Genomic DNA, 19,280 nt, shown 5'->3' with positions numbered 1-19,280 from the left:
ATAGCCATGAACTTTCTCACCATTGACTAGAATGGCCACTTCTGAACTTGCCTTACTCACATCAATCCCAAAAACTGCACGCATGATATTACCTCTTTGTCTTGAATGATTCCTTGTTTTAGTGATGTCATTTTCAATACTCGACGTCTGGCGTCCCACATACTTTGATAACATTCTTTCTAAAACAGGTGTCTTGCCAGTTTTTGATGCGACGTCTAGCGTCAAAAGAGTTCTCGACTTAACAAGACACCTCTACTTTAACATAAAGAAAAAGTAGTGACTACTCTCTCCCGTCGGAGATTTCTTCACTACTAATCTTAGTATGTTTTTGATTCGTCAAGATGAGACAATCCTCCTCTTTGTTTTTTTGAAAGAGGTTTTTTATGGAAGTTGTTAAATTACAAGAGGTCAAAAAAGAAATCCCAGACAAGGTTCTATTTAGCATTGCTAGTCTTCATCTTTTATCTGGGGAGAAGGTAGGTCTGGTTGGAGAAAATGGTTCTGGCAAGTCTAGCCTTTTACGACTTATTGTGGGTGAGGATCAGGATTTTGATGGGAAGCTTTTGGTTACACCAGATTTTGCCTATGTTCCTCAAATGAAAAAGGCTTCGCAGCAATCTGGTGGAGAGCAGGCGCTAGAACTTTTACGGCATGCCATCAGGCAAAGGGCAGAGCTGCTCATTTTAGATGAACCCACAGCAAACCTAGATAGAGATAATCGGCTTTGGCTGATAAAGGTGCTAAAAGGCTACCGCGGAACTCTCTTGGTGGTGAGCCATGATCGTTATTTTCTCAATCAAGTGACTCATAAGACCTGGTATTTGGAAGAAGAGAGCATCAAGGTTTACCATGAGAGTTATGAAAACGCACTGGCTATTAGGCAAAAAGAGCGTGACAGACAGGCAAAAGCCTATCAATCTTATCAATACAAGGTCAAACAATTACAAGAAGCTCTGCTATTGAAAAAAGAAAAAGCCAATAAGCTGACTAAGAAAAAAAGGTCTGTCTCCAGCTCTGACTGGAAGGTAAATTCTAGGTTAGGTAGCTACGATGGTAAGGAAAAAAGGCTGGCGCAGGTGGCCAAAAGCATGGAAAAACGAATGGAGCACATGGAGGCAGTCGAACGGCCGCAAAAGGACTCCTGGGCAAAGTTCACTTCAATAGGAGCTCTGCATGGAGAAGTTCGTACCTTGCTGCGTCTGAAAGCTGGAGAGCTAACAGTGGCAAACAAGTGGCTCTTTGATTTTCCAGAACTGGTCATTCGGCTAGGAGATAAAATAGCACTGACAGGAGCCAATCAGGTGGGAAAAACCAGCTTTGTCAGACAGATATTGGCGAGGGAATTACCTGCCTACTACGCTAAGGAGCTAAAAATCGCCTATTTTGCCCAAAACATGGATCAACTGGACGTGACAAAATCAGCCTACGACAATGTGGCAAGTAGCTCTGTCCAAGATAGGAAGACTATTCTCAATACCATGGCCATGCTAAATATTCGCTACGACAAGGCTCAGAAAAACGTTTCCCAGCTCTCTGGTGGTGAGCGGGTGCGGCTTCAGTTGGCTAAAGTTCTTCTTTCAGATAGCAATCTCCTGATTTTAGACGAACCCACCAATTTCCTTGATATTGTTGCCATCGAGGCTCTAGAGAAAGGCTTGTGCGCCTACCCTGGTGCCATTTTGGTTATCTCGCATGATCAACGCTTTATAGACAACCTAACTGTCCGTCACTGGGAAATTCAGAATGGTCTGTTAAGTGAGAAAAATAGGGATAACATGTATTGAAGTAATAGAACAAAACTTGGAAAACGCTTGAAAATCACATGCGAAAGTAGTAAAATTTAGTAAACAAACGCTTTCTGTAGATTTGTTTAGTTAGGTAATTGAGCATGGCTGCGCTAGGGACAGATGGATAAAAAATTGAAAACGTTTAAATGATGATTGACTTTTGCTTTATATAGGTATATATTTTATATATAAGGGTATTTCTAAGGCTTGAATAAGATTCTTGAAGGCTGAACAAAACCATTAACCATTTTATAACCAAAGGAGGTTTCTTATGAACTACCTAAAACGTGCTTGGCTGAGTGTTACCCGTCGTAAGGGGAAATCACTCTTACTCTTTATCATTATTTTCATTTTGGGAAATGTCATTGCTGGCGCGGTTTCTATCCAGCAGGCTACTCTGAACGTTGAACGAACCATCAAATCCCAGATGGGTGCAGCGGTCACACTCCGACCTGATTATGAGAATATGAAGGAGTCAGATTGGGAAAATGTGGGTCAACTAGATAAGGAAACTCTTGAAAAAATTGCAGCCCTACCTTACGTCAAATACTTTGAGGCGATTATGCAAGGCAGCATTGGAGCTAGCAGTAGCATCAAGCAATATATTCCTGATTTGCTTTCAGAAGATTCCTTTCACTCATCTGAAGATGCAGCTCGCTATGCTTTCTCTCTGCGTGGCGTTTCTTCATCAAAGATTATCACTCTTGAAGAAGGAAAAATCAGCCTGACGGCTGGTCGCTCTCTGACTAATGAAGAAGTGCAGTCTGGTAAGTCTGTGGTAATGATCTCTGATAAATTAGCAGAGCTAAACAACTTAAAGGTTGGGGATACAGCGACCTTTAAAAACTACATTATGGACTATGAGACCAATAAGGTTAAGTCTGAGACAGACTATGGGCTAGAAATCGTTGGTATCTATCGAGTCAATTCTCAAAAGACGAATAAGAATACGTCTAGCGATTCTGCTGAATCAGACAAATATGCCAAGGCTTATGAAGAAATGCAGGCTGAAAACACCCTGTTTGTACCAAATAAAATCATCGAAGATGTTGGTAAGGAGCAGAGCGCTGCCTATGCAGAAATGTCAGGTGAGGAAGTAAGCAGTGGAGGCTATATAGGTGAGCCCGTCTATATTTTAAAAAGCCCAGATGATCTTGAAAAATTCAAACAAGAAGCAAAACCTTATCTCCCTAAATTCTTCATCGCTAGCGCAAGCTCTGATAACTATGATACTATTGCTGCACCGGTCAAATCCATGTCAAAACTTTCTGGTTATGTCCTCTATGTAGCCATTGGGGCGACTATTTTGATTATCACTTTAGTTGTTCTCCTCTTTTTACGCGACCGCAAACACGAGTTAGGCATCTATCTTTCTCTTGGAGAAGCTCGCAGTAAAGTGGTCTTGCAGACTCTTGTAGAGGTCTTTATGATTGCCTTTGTAGCCTTGACTTTGGCTGTTTTCACTGGAAATCTTATCGCTCAAGCGCTATCTGACACCCTCTTGCAACAACAGCTAAACCAAATGAATCAAACAGGAGGTGTTGTTTACGGAGGTTTGAGTGAGTTGACTACTAACACTACTCTTGATGATGTTCTTAATCAATACAAGGTGACTTTATCTGCAAGTTATGTCCTATTGATGTATGGTATCGGTCTTGGCACGGTTTTTCTTGCAACAATTGTGCCAACAGCTTATATCACACGCCTTAACCCTAAACGGATTATGATGTAAAGGAGAGTATTTATGGCAATTTTAGAAGCACAAAACCTGTCCTATTTTTATCAGGATGGTGAAAATCGACGTTACATCTTGAAAGATACTAGCGTTGCCTTTGAAAAAGGAAAATTCTACACCATTCTAGGTCAATCCGGTTCTGGGAAAACCACTCTCTTATCACTTCTTAGTGCCCTAGAAAGCCCCAAAGAAGGCAAGGTTTTCTATAACGGAAAAGACCTCAAGGAGATTGGTTATGAGACTTTCCGCCGCAATAATATTGGCATTGTTTTCCAGCATTACAACCTCATTCCATATATGACTGCTGTGGAGAATGTCATGGTGCCTATGGCCATTACGGAAAACGAACTGCCTGCCAATAAAGCTGAGGTGGCTTACAACCTCTTGGATTATATCGGCATTGTCAAAAGTAAAGCAGAACGGCAGGTCAACCGTCTTTCTGGTGGTGAGCAACAACGTGTAGCCATTGCCCGTTCGCTAGCAACAAATGTGGACGTGATTCTAGCGGACGAACCAACAGGGAACTTGGACGAAGAGATGGAAGGAGAAATTGTTGAGATTTTCCAAAAGCTGGCGCACGAACACGGGAAATGTGTCATCGTGGTCACACACTCTCAGGAAATCGCCTCCCTGTCTGATGAGATTTACTACCTTAGGAAAGGAAAACTAAAAGTTTATGAGTGATTTTTTGTCAAAGTTTTCTGGTAATAACTACGACGACCTCTTGGAAGAAGATAAAAAAGTAAAACGGGTTCAAAAGGAAAAACCTAAGCCCGCTCCTCAAGCGCCGCTTGCTTCTGAAAAAGTAAAGCAACTCGAGCCTTCTTTTGCTGACACTGTTCAAGAAAAAGCTGAACCATTAGCAAAGATGTCTGAAGAAAAGCAGGAAAGAATAGACCACTTTTTCGCTCACCAGGAAGTGGAGGAAGAAGAGCTGAGCCGACCAAGTCGTAGGCGTCAGGAAAGCGAGGAAGCTGTCAGCCGACGTCGGGAGGAGTCTCATGAAGAAACTGAGGTGGATCCTGATTATCAGAAAAAGAAAAGACGAAAATTCATTCTGATTGGGAGTAGCGCCATTGCGGTTTTAGCCCTAAGCTTTTTCCTTTTTTATCAGTTTACCCATGTAGCTGTACCTAATTTTGTCGGAAAGACGGTTACGGAAGCTCGCGAGTGGGGAAATGATAAGGGCGTAGAAATTGTTTTGACTCAGGAACACAGCACCAAATACGATGAAAATATCATCTTGTCACAAGAGATAAAAGAAGGAAAAAAGATTTCTAAAGGTGGTAAGTTAGCTGTCGTAAGTTCTTTGGGAGCTGACCCCGAGGAAGTGCTGAATCTACCAGATTTTGCTCAGTTGACTTACGCTGACGCTCAAAAATGGATTGAGGAGAATAAGGCAGAAAACCTTAACCTGACTCAAGTCTATAGTGACACAACCGCCAAAGGAAAATTTATCAAGTTAGAGATTGCAAATTCCATCCCTGCTAGTGACTATACTCGAGGCGACAAGGCGACCCTGACCTATTCTCGTGGTAAAGAGGTGCTTGAGGCCAATATTGAAGTACCAGATTTTTCTGGCAAGGCTAAGACGGAGGTTGAATCTTGGGCAAAAACTAATAGCATCGAAGTGACCTATGAGGAAAAAGCTAGCGCAAGCATTGCAGCAGGAACCATCATGGGGCAATCTGTCGCTGCTAATGAAAAAGTGGCAAAAAAATCTAAGATGACCGTCCAAGTTTCAGCAGGTAAAGGGATAACAGTTCCAGACTTCTCAACCTTAACAATGACGCAGGCAGCTTCCGTTACGGGACTGACAGTTATTGTTCGTCAAGTGTACGGGGACTCCCCTTATGGATCTCTGATTTCTCAATCTCAGAAAGCAGGGACAGAACTGACTGAAAAAGATGATAAGAATGTCGAAGTTATTTATTCAGCAGGTTCACCTTATATCCGTGATTTATCCGGGAAAAATGAAGGTGACCTGCAACAATACTTCTACGATGAATTCCGCTCCAAAGGAGCAGAAATCTACTTTACCAGCTACTATGTCAATTCTGATCAGCCAAAAGGCACTGTTGTTGCCCAAAGTGCAAAGGAAACCTGGTTACCTTTAGCCTATACAGTGGAAGTTGGTATCAGTAATGGCGCTTATTTCACAGGTACCGTTACACCACCAGCGAACCAAACAACTCCTACAGATACCTCAACGACTCAAGCAGGACTAGGTGGGGCAGAATAAATCAAAAGGACTTAAATCGCCGATTTAAGTCCTTTTGTGGCTAAGGCTTATTTATTGACAAGCTTATGATCCAATTTGCAAGAGGATTTCAGTCATTTCCTCGGGGCTTTCTTTTCCACCTGAAAGAATCCATTCGGTCATGACTGCTTCAATAGAAGCGACATACGCGATGCGGGCGTAGTTGACTGGGACTCCCATTTTTTTAGTAATATGATCACTTGAATTTGGAATATTATCCAAAATATAAGAGACAAAATTGCGAGTGATTTGTGGCAATTTGGCATAGGATGTCTTGGCCATAACTTCAAAAAAGTCTATGTTCTGATGAAGGTAGTCGATTGTTTCGCAGACGACTTTCTTGTTGAACGTCTTGTTTTCTTGAGTGATGATAGCATAAAGCTTAGTCAGAGTCTCTTCCTTAATCTTCTCCATCATATCGTACTTATCTTTGTAGTGGAGATAGAAGGTACCTCGATTGATGCCAGCCGTACGACAAATAGTGGTAACGGAAATTTTTTCAAAACTTTTTTGGGATAAAAGCTGTGTTAAAGCTTTCTTGATGTTGCTTTTAGTTTCTGTATGACGGATTTGTTTCACCATTGGAAATCCTTACTCCTTTTACGAAATGAGAGGTGGCTAATTGATTGCCGTTTCTCTAGTTATTTATTGATAGGTATCGCGGTTCAAAATCAACACATTGTCTATTTTTTGTGCTATAATTAGTATATAGAATATGTATTAGTCTGTCAAGATAGCAAATGAGAAAAGGAGTTACTATGTCCTATATAGAAGTTAAGCAGTCATCTAAGCGTTATCAGATGGGGGATACCGTGATTTCTGCCAATGAAAATGTGACTTTTGAGATTGAAAAGGGGGAGCTGGTCATTATTTTAGGTTCTTCTGGAGCGGGCAAGTCCACCCTGCTCAATATTCTAGGTGGTATGGACACCAATGACGAGGGGCAGGTTATTATTGACGGTGTTGATATTGCGCAGTTTAATTCCCATCAGCGGACAAATTATCGGCGGGACGATGTTGGATTTGTCTTCCAATTTTATAATTTGGTGGCAAACCTGACGGCCAAAGAAAACGTGGAGTTGGCTTCGGAAATTGTTAAGGATGCCATGGATCCTGTTGACATTTTAACTGAGGTTGGCTTGGGACATCGTTTGGATAATTTTCCCGCCCAGCTGTCTGGCGGTGAGCAGCAAAGGGTTTCAATCGCGCGTGCCGTGGCAAAAAAACCAAAAATCCTGCTCTGCGATGAGCCGACAGGCGCCCTAGATTATGAAACTGGCAAGCAAGTTCTGCAAATCCTGCAAAATATGTCTAGAACTCAAGGGGCGACGGTTATCATCGTGACTCACAACTCGGCTCTGGCTCCCATCGCCGACCGCGTTATTCATATGCGGGACGCCACCGTTAAGTCTGTAAAGCTCAACGCTAACCCTCAGGACATTGCTACCTTGGAATACTAGGAGGGCGGTGCCATGAAAAAATCAATCTACTGGAAAGATATTCGCCAGTCTTTCACGACCTCTAAGGGACGACTTTTTTCCATCTTTTCTCTGATGGGAATCGGTGCCCTTGCTTTGATTGGGCTCAAAGTCACGACTCCAAACATGAGGCGGACTGCCCAGGATTTTATTGACAAGACCAATCTGATGGATCTGGCGGTTATGGCAGATTATGGCTTGGACCAAGCAGACGTCAATGAGTTGTCAGACTTGCCCAAAGCAACTGTCGAATTTGGTTATTTAACGGATGTGACGGTTGCGGATAGTCAGGAGGCGGTCAGGGTCTTTTCGCAGTCAGAGAGTGTTTCTCGCTATCAGCTCATGTCTGGTCGTCTCCCAAAAACGGAGACAGAAATCGCTCTGGCCGAGAAGATGAAAGACCATTATCGGCTCGGTGACACCATCAGTTTTACCCAGTCGGAGCAAGGGATACTGAAGCAAAACACCTTTAAGGTGGTTGGTTTTGTCAATTCTGCAGAGATCTGGGACAATGAAACGATGGGTCAGACGACGGCGGGAACAGGTGAATTGACAGGTTATGCTGTTGTTCCCAAGGCCAGCTTTGACTCGGATGTCTACATGATTGCTAGGATTTCCTACGATGACTTAAAATCGCTGTCCTACTATCAAACGAGCTACGAGGAGCGCCTCAGCAAGCACCGCAGGGATTTGGATGACTTATTGGCGGATAATGGGGAAAACCGTCTTACGACGGTTCAAGCGTCCGCGCAAGCTGAGATAAATAAAGGTTACGACGAGGTTTCTGACTCTGAGAAAAAATTGGCTGACGCAGCCAAAGCTATTTCTGACGGGAAAAAAGACCTCTCAAATGGGAAAAAACAAATTGAGTCTGCCCAAGCGGAGCTATCCTCAGGTCAGGAGAAATTAGATGGTGCCGCCAAGGAACTTGCTCAAGCTTCAGCAGAATTAGCTGCCAATGAGGCTAAACTCAATCAGGCAAAGGCAGAGATAGACCAAGCTAAGGCAACATTGGATGCTACTAAAACCCAGTTGGATAGTGCAGAGAAGGAACTGACCCTCGCTAAGTCAACACTTGACGCCAATAAAGTTCAGTTAGATGAGACAGCCCAGTCTATTAGTGTGAGCGAGCAGGAACTTCAGAGGGCTCAGGCGGAGATTTATGCAAAAACCGATGCTTTAGTTGCCACCGGCCAAGATCCGACTACCGTGGAGGAAATTAGGCTAGCGCAAGAAGAATTGGCGCGACAAGAAGTCCAGCTAGAGGCGGCTAAATTAGCTTATCAAGAAGGTTTAGCCCAGTATAAAGCAGGGCTTTCGACTTATGAGAGTAACCTGGCTAGCTACCAAGCAGGGCGTGCCCAGTATGAAGCGGGGCTGAGGGACTACAACCAAGCTAAGACAGATTATGAGGCAGGTCTAGCGGCCTACCAAGAGGGACTTGCTAAATATCAAACAGGTCAGTCAGATTACCAAGCAAACCTTAAAAAGCTAGAAGAAACTAAGCAAACCATCTCAGACAATCAAGATAACCTTGAAAAAGCTAGCGCAGAGCTCAAAAAATCAGAGAGGGACTATGAGAAAGAAAAGTCGCAAGCTGATACAAAAATTGCTGACGCCAAGAGCGACTTAGAAGAGGCTAAATCCGATTTAAAAGCTTTGAAAGAGCCTAACTATACCATCTACACTCGGAAGACGCTTCCTGGTGGGGAGGGCTACGCTACCTATTCGATGGGGGCAGATTCAATCTCTGCTGTAGGGGATATTTTCCCTGTGGTACTTTACCTTGTCGCCGCCATGGTGACCTTGACTACCATGACACGTTTTGTAGATGAGGAACGTCATAAAGCAGGGATTTTCAAGGCATTAGGCTATACTAATGGTCAGATTATTGCCAAATTTGTCATCTACGGCCTAGTGGCTAGTTTACTAGGGACCGGTGTGGGGACCTTGCTAGGTCACTTTATATTATCACCTATCATTGGTAGAATCCTGACTGAGGGAACGGTTATTGGTAGCAGTCATACCTATTTCTATCCAAGTTGGACCTTCTTGGCAATAGGGTTGGCCTTGCTTTCTGCGGTACTTCCCGCCTACTTAGTGGCTCGTCGTGAACTCGGTGAAAAAGCTGCGCAGCTTTTGCAAGCCAAGCCCCCAGTAGCAGGCTCTAAAATTCTCTTGGAGAAAGTGCCGTTTATCTGGAAGCGTCTCAGTTTTACTCACAAAGTAACAGCTCGAAATATTTTCCGCTACAAACAGCGCATGTTGATGACTATCTTTGGCGTTGCTGGTTCAGCGGCTCTGCTCTTTGCTGGCTTAGGTATCCAGTCTTCCATTTCAGGAGTGGCAGAGACTCAGTTTGGAGATATTGTTCACTATGACATGATTGTAGCTAGCAAGAGACAAAAGGATAAGCCTGTTATTGAGAAAGTTCTGAAAAATTCTCAGATTGACAACTCGCAAGCCATTTACTATCAGGCTTTGACTGAGAAAATCAAAGGGCAGGACGAAGAAGTGGCGATTAATCTTATCGTTACGGGCCAGTCCACCCTGAAAGACTATATCAATCTTCGCGAGAGAGAGTCAGGCTCAGTTCTTCATTTGGGACAAAGCGGTGCTATTATCACCGAAAAGTTAGCAAAATTGTACGGTGTTTCTGCGGGAGATAAAATCAAGCTGACGCTAGCTGATCAGACCGTGACTGTAGCCGTATCAGGTGTCACTGAAATGTATGTGGGACAGTACATTTACATGACTGCCGACTATTACAAAACTATCACCGGACAGAACTTTGAGACCAATAGCTATCTGGTAACATTGAAAGATAGGTCTGACAAAGCTATCCAGGCTATTGCTGCTGATTTCCTAGCTATGGAAGAAGTGGCAGCGGTTGGACAAAACACTGCTCTTGAGAAAACCCTTCATACAGTGGCAGGTTCTCTGCAATCTGTCATGATTATCCTGATTATCTTGTCAGTGCTTTTAGGAGTGGTTATCCTCTATAATCTGACAAATATCAATGTGGCTGAGCGTATTCGTGAACTCTCCACCATAAAGGTGCTCGGTTTTCATAACAAGGAGGTCACCCTATACATCTATCGTGAGACCATCCTACTCTCTCTTATCGGAATCGTAGTAGGACTAATTGGTGGGCGCGTGCTTCACCATATCATCTTAGGGATGATTGGCTCTAACCAAATCATGTTCCAACCTAAAGTTGCCTTTTACGTTTACCTAGCGCCAATCATCGCCATCACCAGTATCTTGGCAGTCCTAGGCTACTTTGTCAACTATAAACTCAGACGCGTGGACATGCTAGAAGCCCTGAAAAGCGTGGAGTGAAAAAGAGTTTCGCAGAGAAACTCTTTTCTTATAATTTTATGTTTTTGATGTTTGATTACCAAACAGAGGATGGTAGGATAATCAAGATTTTCCGAATATTTCAAAAAAATTACGCATAAATACTTGACAAATTATATATATATATATATATTTAAAATTGATGAAAAACAGTCTCAAAATCAAGTTTTTATCAAAGGAGAAAAAGGATGAAGAAAATCACAAAATTTAGCCTCTCGCTTGCTTCCCTAGCTATTCTCGGTGGAGGTGTAGTAACTAATGTTGTTCCTGTTCTAGATAAAAATATCGTTCACGCGGAAGATACAGCTCAACAAGCTATTTCTGTTCTTATTGGCACAGTCTCTGCTGAAGATGGTCCACTATCTCATTACTTCGTAACGATTAACCCAGGCGAAACAAAAACAGTATCTGCACCAGAAGTGGCGGGATATAAATTAGATGAGTACACAGAACCTACCTATACTTTCACATATGATTATGCTCTACGTATGTATAAGGAGGGCGGGTCAGCTTGGATTCAATTCTGGATGGTAAAAGACTCTCCAGCACCAGAGCCAACCAACCCCGAACAACCAGTTCAGCAACCTAAGACTCTTAAAGTTGCTTGGATCTCTATTGATGGCGACCTAAGTAACACCACTCTCAAAGAAGAAGTCATTACGGTGAATCCGGGAGAGAGCCACACCGTATCGGCGCTTGATTTCCCTGGCTATAGGCTTACAGACGGATCTAAGGCCGGCACATATACCTATGAAACGATGGAAAGGGAAACCCACGTCGGTATCTGGTACACACGAGATCACTCGACACCAACACCGAAACCAACTCCAGATTCTACTGTGACCGAAGAACCAACGACGGAAGCGTCTACAACAACAGCTCCAACAACGACAGAAGCACCATGGACGGAGACAAGTAGTGCCGAGTCTAGTGCAACCTCAAGCAGCAGCTCTGCTAGCACCACAAGTGGTAAAGCAGACAGCACATCAACAGCAAGCACAACTGCAAGAACAGAGGTCACTGAAGCTAAAACAGAGGCGCCAACAACTCAAAAAGAAGAGAAAAAGACCTTACCAAAGACAGGTGAAGAGGCACAAGCGCTCCTTAGCCTGACTGGAATAGGAGTGCTCGTTGCTAGCCTACTAGCTTGGAAAGAACGCCGCAATCATTAAGAATAGATAAAAAAATGAGGTTTGAAACCTCATTTTTTTAGTCCTTATTCTCGAGTCTTACATCTCATCTGGAGCTTCTACGCCAAGGAGGCGGAGTGCTTCTTTGAGGACCGTTGCGGTTGCGTAGCTGAGGGCTAGGCGGCTGTCGCGTTCTGGACTTTCGTCAAGGATGCGGGTGTGGGCATAGTATTTATTGAAAGCCTGTGCCAAGTTGATGGCAAATTTTGCTACGATAGATGGTTCAAAGTTGTCAGAGGCACGGTTAATGACTTGCGGGAAGGATTGTAACAATTTAATAATTTCCCAGCTTTCGGTGTCAGACAGGCTGTAAGTAGCGTCAGCTTTTGCCACAAAATCAGCCTTACGAAGAATCGATTGAATACGAGCGTGGGCATACTGAACGTAAGGACCCGTCTCGCCTTCGAAGGAGACCATAGCTTCAAGGTCAAAGTCATAGCCGTTCATACGATCGGTTTTGAGGTCGTAAAACTTGATAGCGCCAACACCAACAGCATGGGCAACGGCTTCTTTGTTAGCAAGGTTAGGATTTTTTGCCTCGATTTGTGCTTGAGCACGACTGATAGCCTCAGCCACGGTTGGTTCGAGCAGGATAACGTTACCCTTACGAGTGGACAGTTTTTTACCTTCTTTGGTTACCAAGCCAAACGGGACGTGGGTCATGTCGTCAGACCAGTCGTAGCCCATTTCTTTGAGGACGGCTTTGAGCTGTTTGAAGTGAGCTGCTTGCTCGTTGCCCACCACATAGATAGACTTAGCGAAATCGTAGGTGCGTTTACGGTAAAGGGCAGCTGCTAGGTCACGGGTGATGTAGAGGGTTGCTCCGTCAGACTTTTTGATGAGAGCTGGATGCTCGATGCCGTATTTTTCAAGGTTGACCACTTGAGCCCCTTGAGATTCTTCCAGCAGACCTTTTTCGGTCAAAAGCTCAACGACTTCGTCCATTTTATCATTATAAAAGGCTTCGCCATTATAGCTATCAAAGCTCACGTTAAGTTGATCATAGAGGCGGTTAAATTCCACTAGACTTTCGTCTCGGAACCATTGCCAAAGTGCAGTCGCTTCCTCATCCCCTGCTTCCAATTTGCGGAACCAATCACGCGCTTCTTCGTCAAGTTCAGGGTGTTCCTCAACTTCTGCATTGATGCGAACATAGAGTTTCAACAGTTCAGCGATAGGATTAGCTTCGACGGCTTCTTTGCTCCCCCATTTTTTATAGGCTACAATCAGCATTCCAAACTGTTTGCCCCAGTCACCCAAATGGTTGATACGAACGGGTTTGTAGCCCTGCTTTTCTACGATATTTGCCAAAGCATCCGCGATAACGGTAGAGCGCAAGTGACCGATTGAGAAAGGTTTTGCGATGTTTGGACTTGACATGTCAAAGGCGATATGACGACCAAGTCCGATATTTTGGTCAGCGTAGTGAGAACCTGCTGAGATTACTTCTGATAAAACTTGGGCAGAGATTTGGCTCTTGTCTAGGAAGAAGTTGATGTAAGGTCCGACGGCCTCCACTTTTTCAAAGTTTGTTGCATCAATTTTTTCAGCAATATCACTAGCAATCATGTTTGGAGCCTTGCGCCAGCTTTTTGCCAAGGAAAAGGCTGGAAAGGCCAAATCACCCATACTAGCATTTTTAGGCTTTTCAAGGAGATTCAAGATAGTCTCCAGTTCAAGCTCGGGAACAGCTTTTGCAATTTCAGTTGCAATTAATTGTTTTGTGTCCATAGTGTCTCCATTATAAATATAATCATTTCTTATATTTTACCATAAAAGCGACTGAGGTTCGGAAAAATGTGTTAATTAAGAAAGGAAAATCGAAAATGAAAACGAATACAAGAGAATATCACAGGAAAATATAACTATGAGCCAAGCAGATGTTTCATTGATTTTCATCTAGTAGTCCTTACATATAATAACTAGAAAAGCCTAGGAGCCCTTTTTAAGTTGGAAACGGGAACTGATAGCAGTCAGATTACTTGGGAGCTGGAAGTCTTTATCTGACAAAATATCCAAATGGCAGATATCAGAGCTCCCCCAAACGTCACTTTCGTGTGGTGATTAAGTTTAGGGAGACAGGAGAGGACTAAAAGAGTGTAAAAACTCTTTTTTTGATTTGTATATTTACATTATATTTGGTATAATTTATCTACATAATTAATCATTTTAGAAAAAATATCTAAAAATTAGAAGGAAAATCAATGAACAAAAAAAATAGACATGAATTGATAAAAAGTATTGTTTTGAACCACCATGTTGGTACGCAAGAAGAAATCAAAGCTCATCTCCAAGAGCAAGGCATTTCGGTGACTCAGGCAACTCTCTCTCGTGACTTGCGTGAATTAGGCTTGCTGAAACTTCGTGATGATGAGGGCAAACTTTATTATAGCTTGTCTGAAGCAGTGACCTCACAGTTTAGCCAAGCAGCGCGCTCTTACATCCGTCGAGTGGCGCGTGCAGGCTTTATGCTGGTTTTCCACACGGAGTTGGGTGAGGCAGATGTTTTGGCTAATATTATTGATAAAGATGCTAACGAAAACATTTTAGGGACTGTGGCTGGAGCCGATACCCTTCTTGTCGTCTGCAAGGATGAGACTATCGCAAGCGATTTTGAAAAAGATTTGCGTGCGGGTCTATAAACCGAGCAAGAGACATAAGAAAGGAGCGTTTAGTTAGGAAACTAGCTAAATACGGGAAGCTATTCCTTTGTATCACATATTATGACACATGATAAAATTTCGCCAGGAATGCAACAGTATTTGGATATTAAAGCACAATATCCAGATGCTTTTTTGCTTTTCCGCATGGGCGATTTCTACGAACTTTTTTATGAGGATGCGGTAAAAGCAGCGCAGATTTTAGAGATTGGGTTGACTAGCCGCAACAAGAATGCTGAAAACCCCATTCCTATGGCAGGAGTCCCCCATCACTCTGCACAAGCTTATATTGACGTTTTAGTCGACTTAGGCTACAAAGTTGCTATCGCAGAGCAGATGGAAGATCCTAAGACGGCTGTCGGCGTGGTAAAACGTGAGGTGGTTCAGGTCATCACGCCAGGAACGGCAGTCGATTCTTCCAAACCAGACAGCAGCAATAACTTTCTAGTTGCTATTGACAGTAAGGATAATTGCTTTGCGTTATCCTACATGGACTTATCAACGGGTGAGTTTTTTGTCACCAATTTGACGGATTTTGCTAGTGTCTGTAGCGAAATCCAAAACCTCAAAGCTCGCGAGGTGGTTATTGGTTTTGCATTAGCTAAAGACGATGAGCAGATTCTCACCAAACAGATGAACATTCTGCTCTCCCAAGAGATTGATGTTTACAACGATGACCATTTGATTGCTCCTAACTTGACAGAGCTAGAGAAATCTGTGGCTGGGAAACTTCTCAATTATGTCCATAGGACTCAGATGAGAGAGCTCAGTCACCTGCAAAAACTTGTACACTATGAGGTCAAGGACTATTTGCAGATGACCTATGCTACTAAGACCAGTTTAGATTTGCTAGAAAATGCTCGGACTGGGAAAAAGCACGGTTCGCTTTATTGGCTCCTAGATGAGACTAAAACAGCTATGGGTATGCGCTTGCTCCGTAATTGGATTGACAGACCTTTGATTTCTTTGGAGAAAATCCATGATCGTCAGGAAGTTATCTCAGTTTTCTTAGATAACTTTATCGAACGCAGCGATTTATCTGACAGCCTTAAAGGGGTTTACGACATTGAGCGCTTGGCCAGTCGTGTTTCTTTTGGTAAGGCCAATCCAAAAGACCTGTTACAACTGGGACAGACATTGGCTCAAGTTCCTTACATCAGGGCAATCTTGGAGACCTTTGATCACGAGGTGGTTGACAAACTTGTCAAGCAAATTGACATCCTTCCGGAACTAGAAAATCTTATCCGCTCTGCCATTGACCCAGATGCTCCAGCAACCATTTCTGAGGGGAATATCATTCGTACAGGTTTTGATGAAACCTTGGACAACTATCGCAAGGTCATGAAAGAAGGTCGGACGTGGATTGCTGATATTGAAGCGCGTGAGCGTGAGGCGACGGGTATCAATAATCTTAAAATTGACTACAATCGCAAGGACGGCTACTATTTTCATGTGACCAATTCGAATCTTTCTCTAGTACCAGACCACTTTTTCCGTAAGGCAACGTTGAAAAATTCAGAGCGCTTTGGCACAGCGGAGCTAGCTAAGATTGAGGGAGAAATGCTGGAGGCGCGTGAGCAATCGTCAACCTTGGAATACGACATTTTTATGCGGATTCGAGCGCAAGTAGAGCGCTATATTGACCGTCTACAAGCTCTAGCTAAGGCTATTGCGACAGTTGATGTCCTACAAAGTTTGGCGGTTGTGGCAGAGACCAATCATTACATTCGTCCGTCTTTTAACGACCAGCAAATGATTGCCATTGAAAAAGGACGCCATGCTGTAGTGGAAAAGGTTATGGGGGTTCAAGCCTACATTCCAAACAGCATTGCTTTTGATAGCAAGACAAGCATGCAACTGATTACAGGTCCAAATATGTCTGGTAAGTCCACTTATATGCGACAGTTGGCCCTGACTGTCATCATGGCTCAGATGGGGTCTTATGTGCCTGCAGAATCTTGTTCGTTACCGATTTTTGATGCCATCTTTACACGAATTGGCGCAGCTGATGATTTAATTTCGGGTCAATCCACATTTATGGTAGAGATGATGGAGGCCAATCATGCCATTCAACGAGCGACTGAAAGGTCTTTGATTCTTTTTGATGAGTTGGGACGTGGGACTGCGACTTATGATGGTATGGCTCTAGCTCAGTCTATTATTGAGTATATTCATGATAGAGTTGGGGCAAAAACTATGTTTGCCACTCACTACCACGAGTTGACAGAGCTGTCAACAACCTTGACAAGCCTTGTCAACGTTCATGTAGCGACGCTGGAGCAAAATGGTGAGGTGACTTTCCTACACAAGATTGCTCAGGGACCAGCAGATAAGTCCTATGGGATTCATGTGGCTAAAATCGCAGGGCTTCCATCATCATTGCTGGCTCGGGCAGATAAGATTTTGACCACTTTAGAGGCAGGTGCAGCACAGCTCAATCATCTGGAGATCGATGGAGAAGTGCTTGGTCAAAACTCACCAATAGGACAGCTCAGCCTTTTCCCAGAAGCTGAAAACTCAGCTCTCCTAGAGAAATTGCGGGCTATTGACGTCATGAACTTGACTCCGATGGAAGCTATGAATGCCCTCTATGAACTGAAAAAGCTATTGTAGATTAAAGGCAGGCTCGGTTGGGCAGGCCTTTTTCTATTGTGGTATAATAGAAAGCAAGTAAAGCGAGGAAAACTATGACTAAAATCATTGAATTACCTGAGGTTCTAGCCAATCAAATTGCAGCTGGTGAAGTGGTGGAGCGCCCTGCCAGTGTGGTTAAAGAATTGATTGAAAATGCAATCGATGCTAGAAGTAGCCAGATTACTATCGAAATCGAGGAATCTGGTCTGAAAAAAATCCAAGTCACAGATAATGGCGAAGGCATGTCGGCTGATGATGTTGAATTGTCGCTTCGCCGTCACGCGACCAGCAAGATAAAAAGTCAAGCAGACCTTTTCAGGATTCGCACGCTTGGTTTTCGTGGTGAAGCCATGCCCTCTATAGCTTCCATTAGCCATATGACTATTGTGACGGCAACGGATGAAGAAGATTATGGGACTCTGCTAGTCGCAAAAGGAGGGGAGATTGAAAAAGTTGAGCCTATTGCAACTCCAGTTGGCACCAAAATCACGGTTGAAAATCTCTTTTTTAATACCCCTGCACGCCTTAAATACATGAAAAGTTTACAGTCGGAGATGGCTCATATTGTTGATGTCATCAATCGTCTGAGTTTGGCGCATCCAGAGGTTGCTTTCACCTTAATTGCTGACGATCGTGAACTAACAAAGACTTCTGGTACTGGCGATTTGCGACAGGCTATTGCTGGAATTTATGGACTCAATACGGCTAGGAAAATGATAGAGATTTCGGCTTCTGACCTCGATTTTGAGGTGTCAGGCTACATCTCCCTACCTGAGCTGACTCGCGCAAACCGCAACTATATCACTCTCCTGATTAATGGACGATACATCAAAAATTTCTTGCTTAACCGTGCTATTTTGGATGGGTATGGCTCAAAGCTTATGGTTGGTCGTTTTCCACTGACAGTTATTGATATTCAAATCGATCCTTATCTGGCAGATGTTAATGTTCACCCAACCAAGCAGGAGGTTAGGATTTCCAAGGAGCGAGAGCTCATGACTTTGATTTCGTCTGCCATTGCAGAGGCTCTACGACAACAAGATTTGATTCCAGATGCACTTGAAAATCTGGCAAAATCTAGTGTTAGAAAGACCGAAAAGCCTGTTCAGACCAGTCTTCCGCTCAAGTCCACCAATCTTTACTATGATAGTGAAAAGCAGGATTTCTTCACACAATCAGAGCCTACAGTAGTGGAGGAGCTGACTTTTTCTGAAAAAAAAGCAGAGCAGGATGACTCGTCATCGCAAGAGAAGGTTGACAGTCTTGTCAACTCACTGTCAAGCGTTAAAGTGGCAGAGCGTAGCTTTTTCCAAGAGGATAGTGAGCATGAAAACCTTGATTTTAAAAATAAAAGTAAAATCAATCGTCTCTTAGAAAATCTAGACAACGAGGAGAGCTCCACCTTTCCTGAATTAGACTATTTTGGGCAAATGCATGGCACTTATCTCTTTGCTCAAGGGCAGGGCGGTCTCTATATCATTGATCAGCATGCTGCTCAGGAGCGGGTAAAATATGAATACTATCGGGACAAAATAGGTCAGGTTGACAGCTCTTTGCAGCAACTCTTGGTACCTTACCTTTTTGAATTTTCAACATCTGATTACATCAATTTACAGGACAAAATGCCTTTACTAAACCAAGTTGGAATCCATTTGGAGCCTTTTGGAGATAACACCTTTATTTTACGTGAGCATCCCATTTGGATGAAGGAAGAAGAAATTGAATCAGGTGTTTATGAGATGTGTGATATGTTGCTTTTGACCAATGAGGTTTCTATTAAGAAATACCGTGCGGAGTTGGCTATCATGATGTCTTGTAAACGGTCCATCAAGGCCAATCATGCTCTTGATGAGTATTCAGCTCGTGACCTCTTGACGCAACTATCCCAGACTAAAAATCCCTACAACTGTCCTCACGGCCGTCCAGTTTTAGTCAATTTTACAAAGGCTGACATGGAGAAAATGTTCCGTCGCATTCAGGAGAACCATACGAGCTTGCGAGAGTTAGGTAAGTATTGATTTCTGACTACGAAAGTGTCCTTTGAGACTGTAGACAAAGTCTATTTGTGCCACTTCTGTAGGTGTTTCCAGACGGTAGGGGTTTCTTGGTAGAATGGCATAGCTAAGTCTTGGGACGAAGTCTCAAAAGTTTCGTTTTGTGTATGTACCAGTTTATG

General features: G+C 43.3%; 12 protein-coding genes. 10 read left to right on the top strand and 2 right to left on the bottom strand.

Annotation, left to right across the window (positions count from 1 at the left end; all coding sequences use genetic code 11):
• The first annotated feature begins 383 nt into the window (after nt 1-383).
• From abc-f to G576_RS0108440, 4 genes are all read left to right on the top strand, one after another.
• Nucleotides 384-1,784, top strand: coding sequence for a ribosomal protection-like ABC-F family protein (gene abc-f, locus G576_RS0108455; protein ID WP_027974236.1), 1,401 nt, complete (start codon nt 384-386; stop codon nt 1,782-1,784).
• A gap of 274 nt (nt 1,785-2,058) precedes the next feature.
• Nucleotides 2,059-3,519 carry an ABC transporter permease gene (locus G576_RS0108450; protein WP_027974235.1) on the top strand — a complete coding sequence of 487 codons (1,461 nt, stop codon included), beginning with the start codon at nt 2,059-2,061 and terminating at the stop codon, nt 3,517-3,519.
• A 12-nt stretch (nt 3,520-3,531) separates the two neighbouring features.
• Nucleotides 3,532-4,206, top strand: a complete 675-nt coding sequence (locus G576_RS0108445) for an ABC transporter ATP-binding protein (RefSeq protein WP_027974234.1) — start codon at nt 3,532-3,534, stop codon at nt 4,204-4,206.
• Nucleotides 4,199-5,764 (top strand): PASTA domain-containing protein, encoded by a 1,566-nt coding sequence (locus G576_RS0108440; protein ID WP_027974233.1) that lies wholly within the window; start codon nt 4,199-4,201, stop codon nt 5,762-5,764. The genes G576_RS0108445 and G576_RS0108440 overlap by 8 nt, the downstream gene beginning before the upstream one ends.
• A gap of 63 nt (nt 5,765-5,827) precedes the next feature.
• On the opposite strand, the gene G576_RS0108435 is transcribed toward G576_RS0108440, so the two are convergent.
• Nucleotides 5,828-6,364: a TetR family transcriptional regulator gene (locus G576_RS0108435; RefSeq protein WP_027974232.1), complete on the bottom strand. Its 537-nt coding sequence runs from the start codon at nt 6,362-6,364 to the stop codon at nt 5,828-5,830.
• A gap of 176 nt (nt 6,365-6,540) precedes the next feature.
• Here G576_RS0108435 and G576_RS0108430 point away from each other — a divergent pair, with 176 nt between their 5' ends.
• The 3 genes from G576_RS0108430 (at nt 6,541) to G576_RS0108420 (ending at nt 11,792) form a co-directional block, all read left to right on the top strand.
• Nucleotides 6,541-7,242, top strand: a complete 702-nt coding sequence (locus G576_RS0108430) for an ABC transporter ATP-binding protein (RefSeq protein WP_027974231.1) — start codon at nt 6,541-6,543, stop codon at nt 7,240-7,242.
• Between the two features lie 12 nt (nt 7,243-7,254).
• Nucleotides 7,255-10,602 (top strand): ABC transporter permease, encoded by a 3,348-nt coding sequence (locus tag G576_RS0108425; protein ID WP_027974230.1) that lies wholly within the window; start codon nt 7,255-7,257, stop codon nt 10,600-10,602.
• A gap of 206 nt (nt 10,603-10,808) precedes the next feature.
• A complete protein-coding gene (locus tag G576_RS0108420; protein WP_027974229.1) occupies nt 10,809-11,792 on the top strand; it encodes an LPXTG cell wall anchor domain-containing protein in 984 nt (327 codons plus the stop codon).
• A gap of 57 nt (nt 11,793-11,849) precedes the next feature.
• Here G576_RS0108420 and argS read toward each other — a convergent pair whose 3' ends face one another.
• Nucleotides 11,850-13,541: an arginine--tRNA ligase gene (argS, locus tag G576_RS0108415; protein WP_027974228.1), complete on the bottom strand. Its 1,692-nt coding sequence runs from the start codon at nt 13,539-13,541 to the stop codon at nt 11,850-11,852.
• A gap of 473 nt (nt 13,542-14,014) precedes the next feature.
• Between argS and argR the strand changes: the two genes are divergently transcribed.
• The 3 genes from argR to mutL all read left to right on the top strand — a co-directional run bounded on the left by argR (nt 14,015) and on the right by mutL (nt 19,122).
• Nucleotides 14,015-14,452: an arginine repressor gene (argR, locus tag G576_RS0108410; RefSeq protein ID WP_027974227.1), complete on the top strand. Its 438-nt coding sequence runs from the start codon at nt 14,015-14,017 to the stop codon at nt 14,450-14,452.
• A gap of 81 nt (nt 14,453-14,533) precedes the next feature.
• Nucleotides 14,534-17,083 (top strand): DNA mismatch repair protein MutS, encoded by a 2,550-nt coding sequence (mutS, locus tag G576_RS0108405; protein WP_027974226.1) that lies wholly within the window; start codon nt 14,534-14,536, stop codon nt 17,081-17,083.
• Between the two features lie 74 nt (nt 17,084-17,157).
• Nucleotides 17,158-19,122: a DNA mismatch repair endonuclease MutL gene (mutL, locus tag G576_RS0108400; RefSeq protein ID WP_027974225.1), complete on the top strand. Its 1,965-nt coding sequence runs from the start codon at nt 17,158-17,160 to the stop codon at nt 19,120-19,122.
• The last annotated feature ends 158 nt before the right edge of the window (nt 19,123-19,280 follow it).

The organism is Streptococcus porci DSM 23759 (genome assembly GCF_000423765.1).
Lineage (GTDB): Bacteria > Bacillota > Bacilli > Lactobacillales > Streptococcaceae > Streptococcus > Streptococcus porci.
Note: the sequence above shows the minus strand (reverse complement) of the source record. Positions and strands in the feature narration are given on the sequence as shown.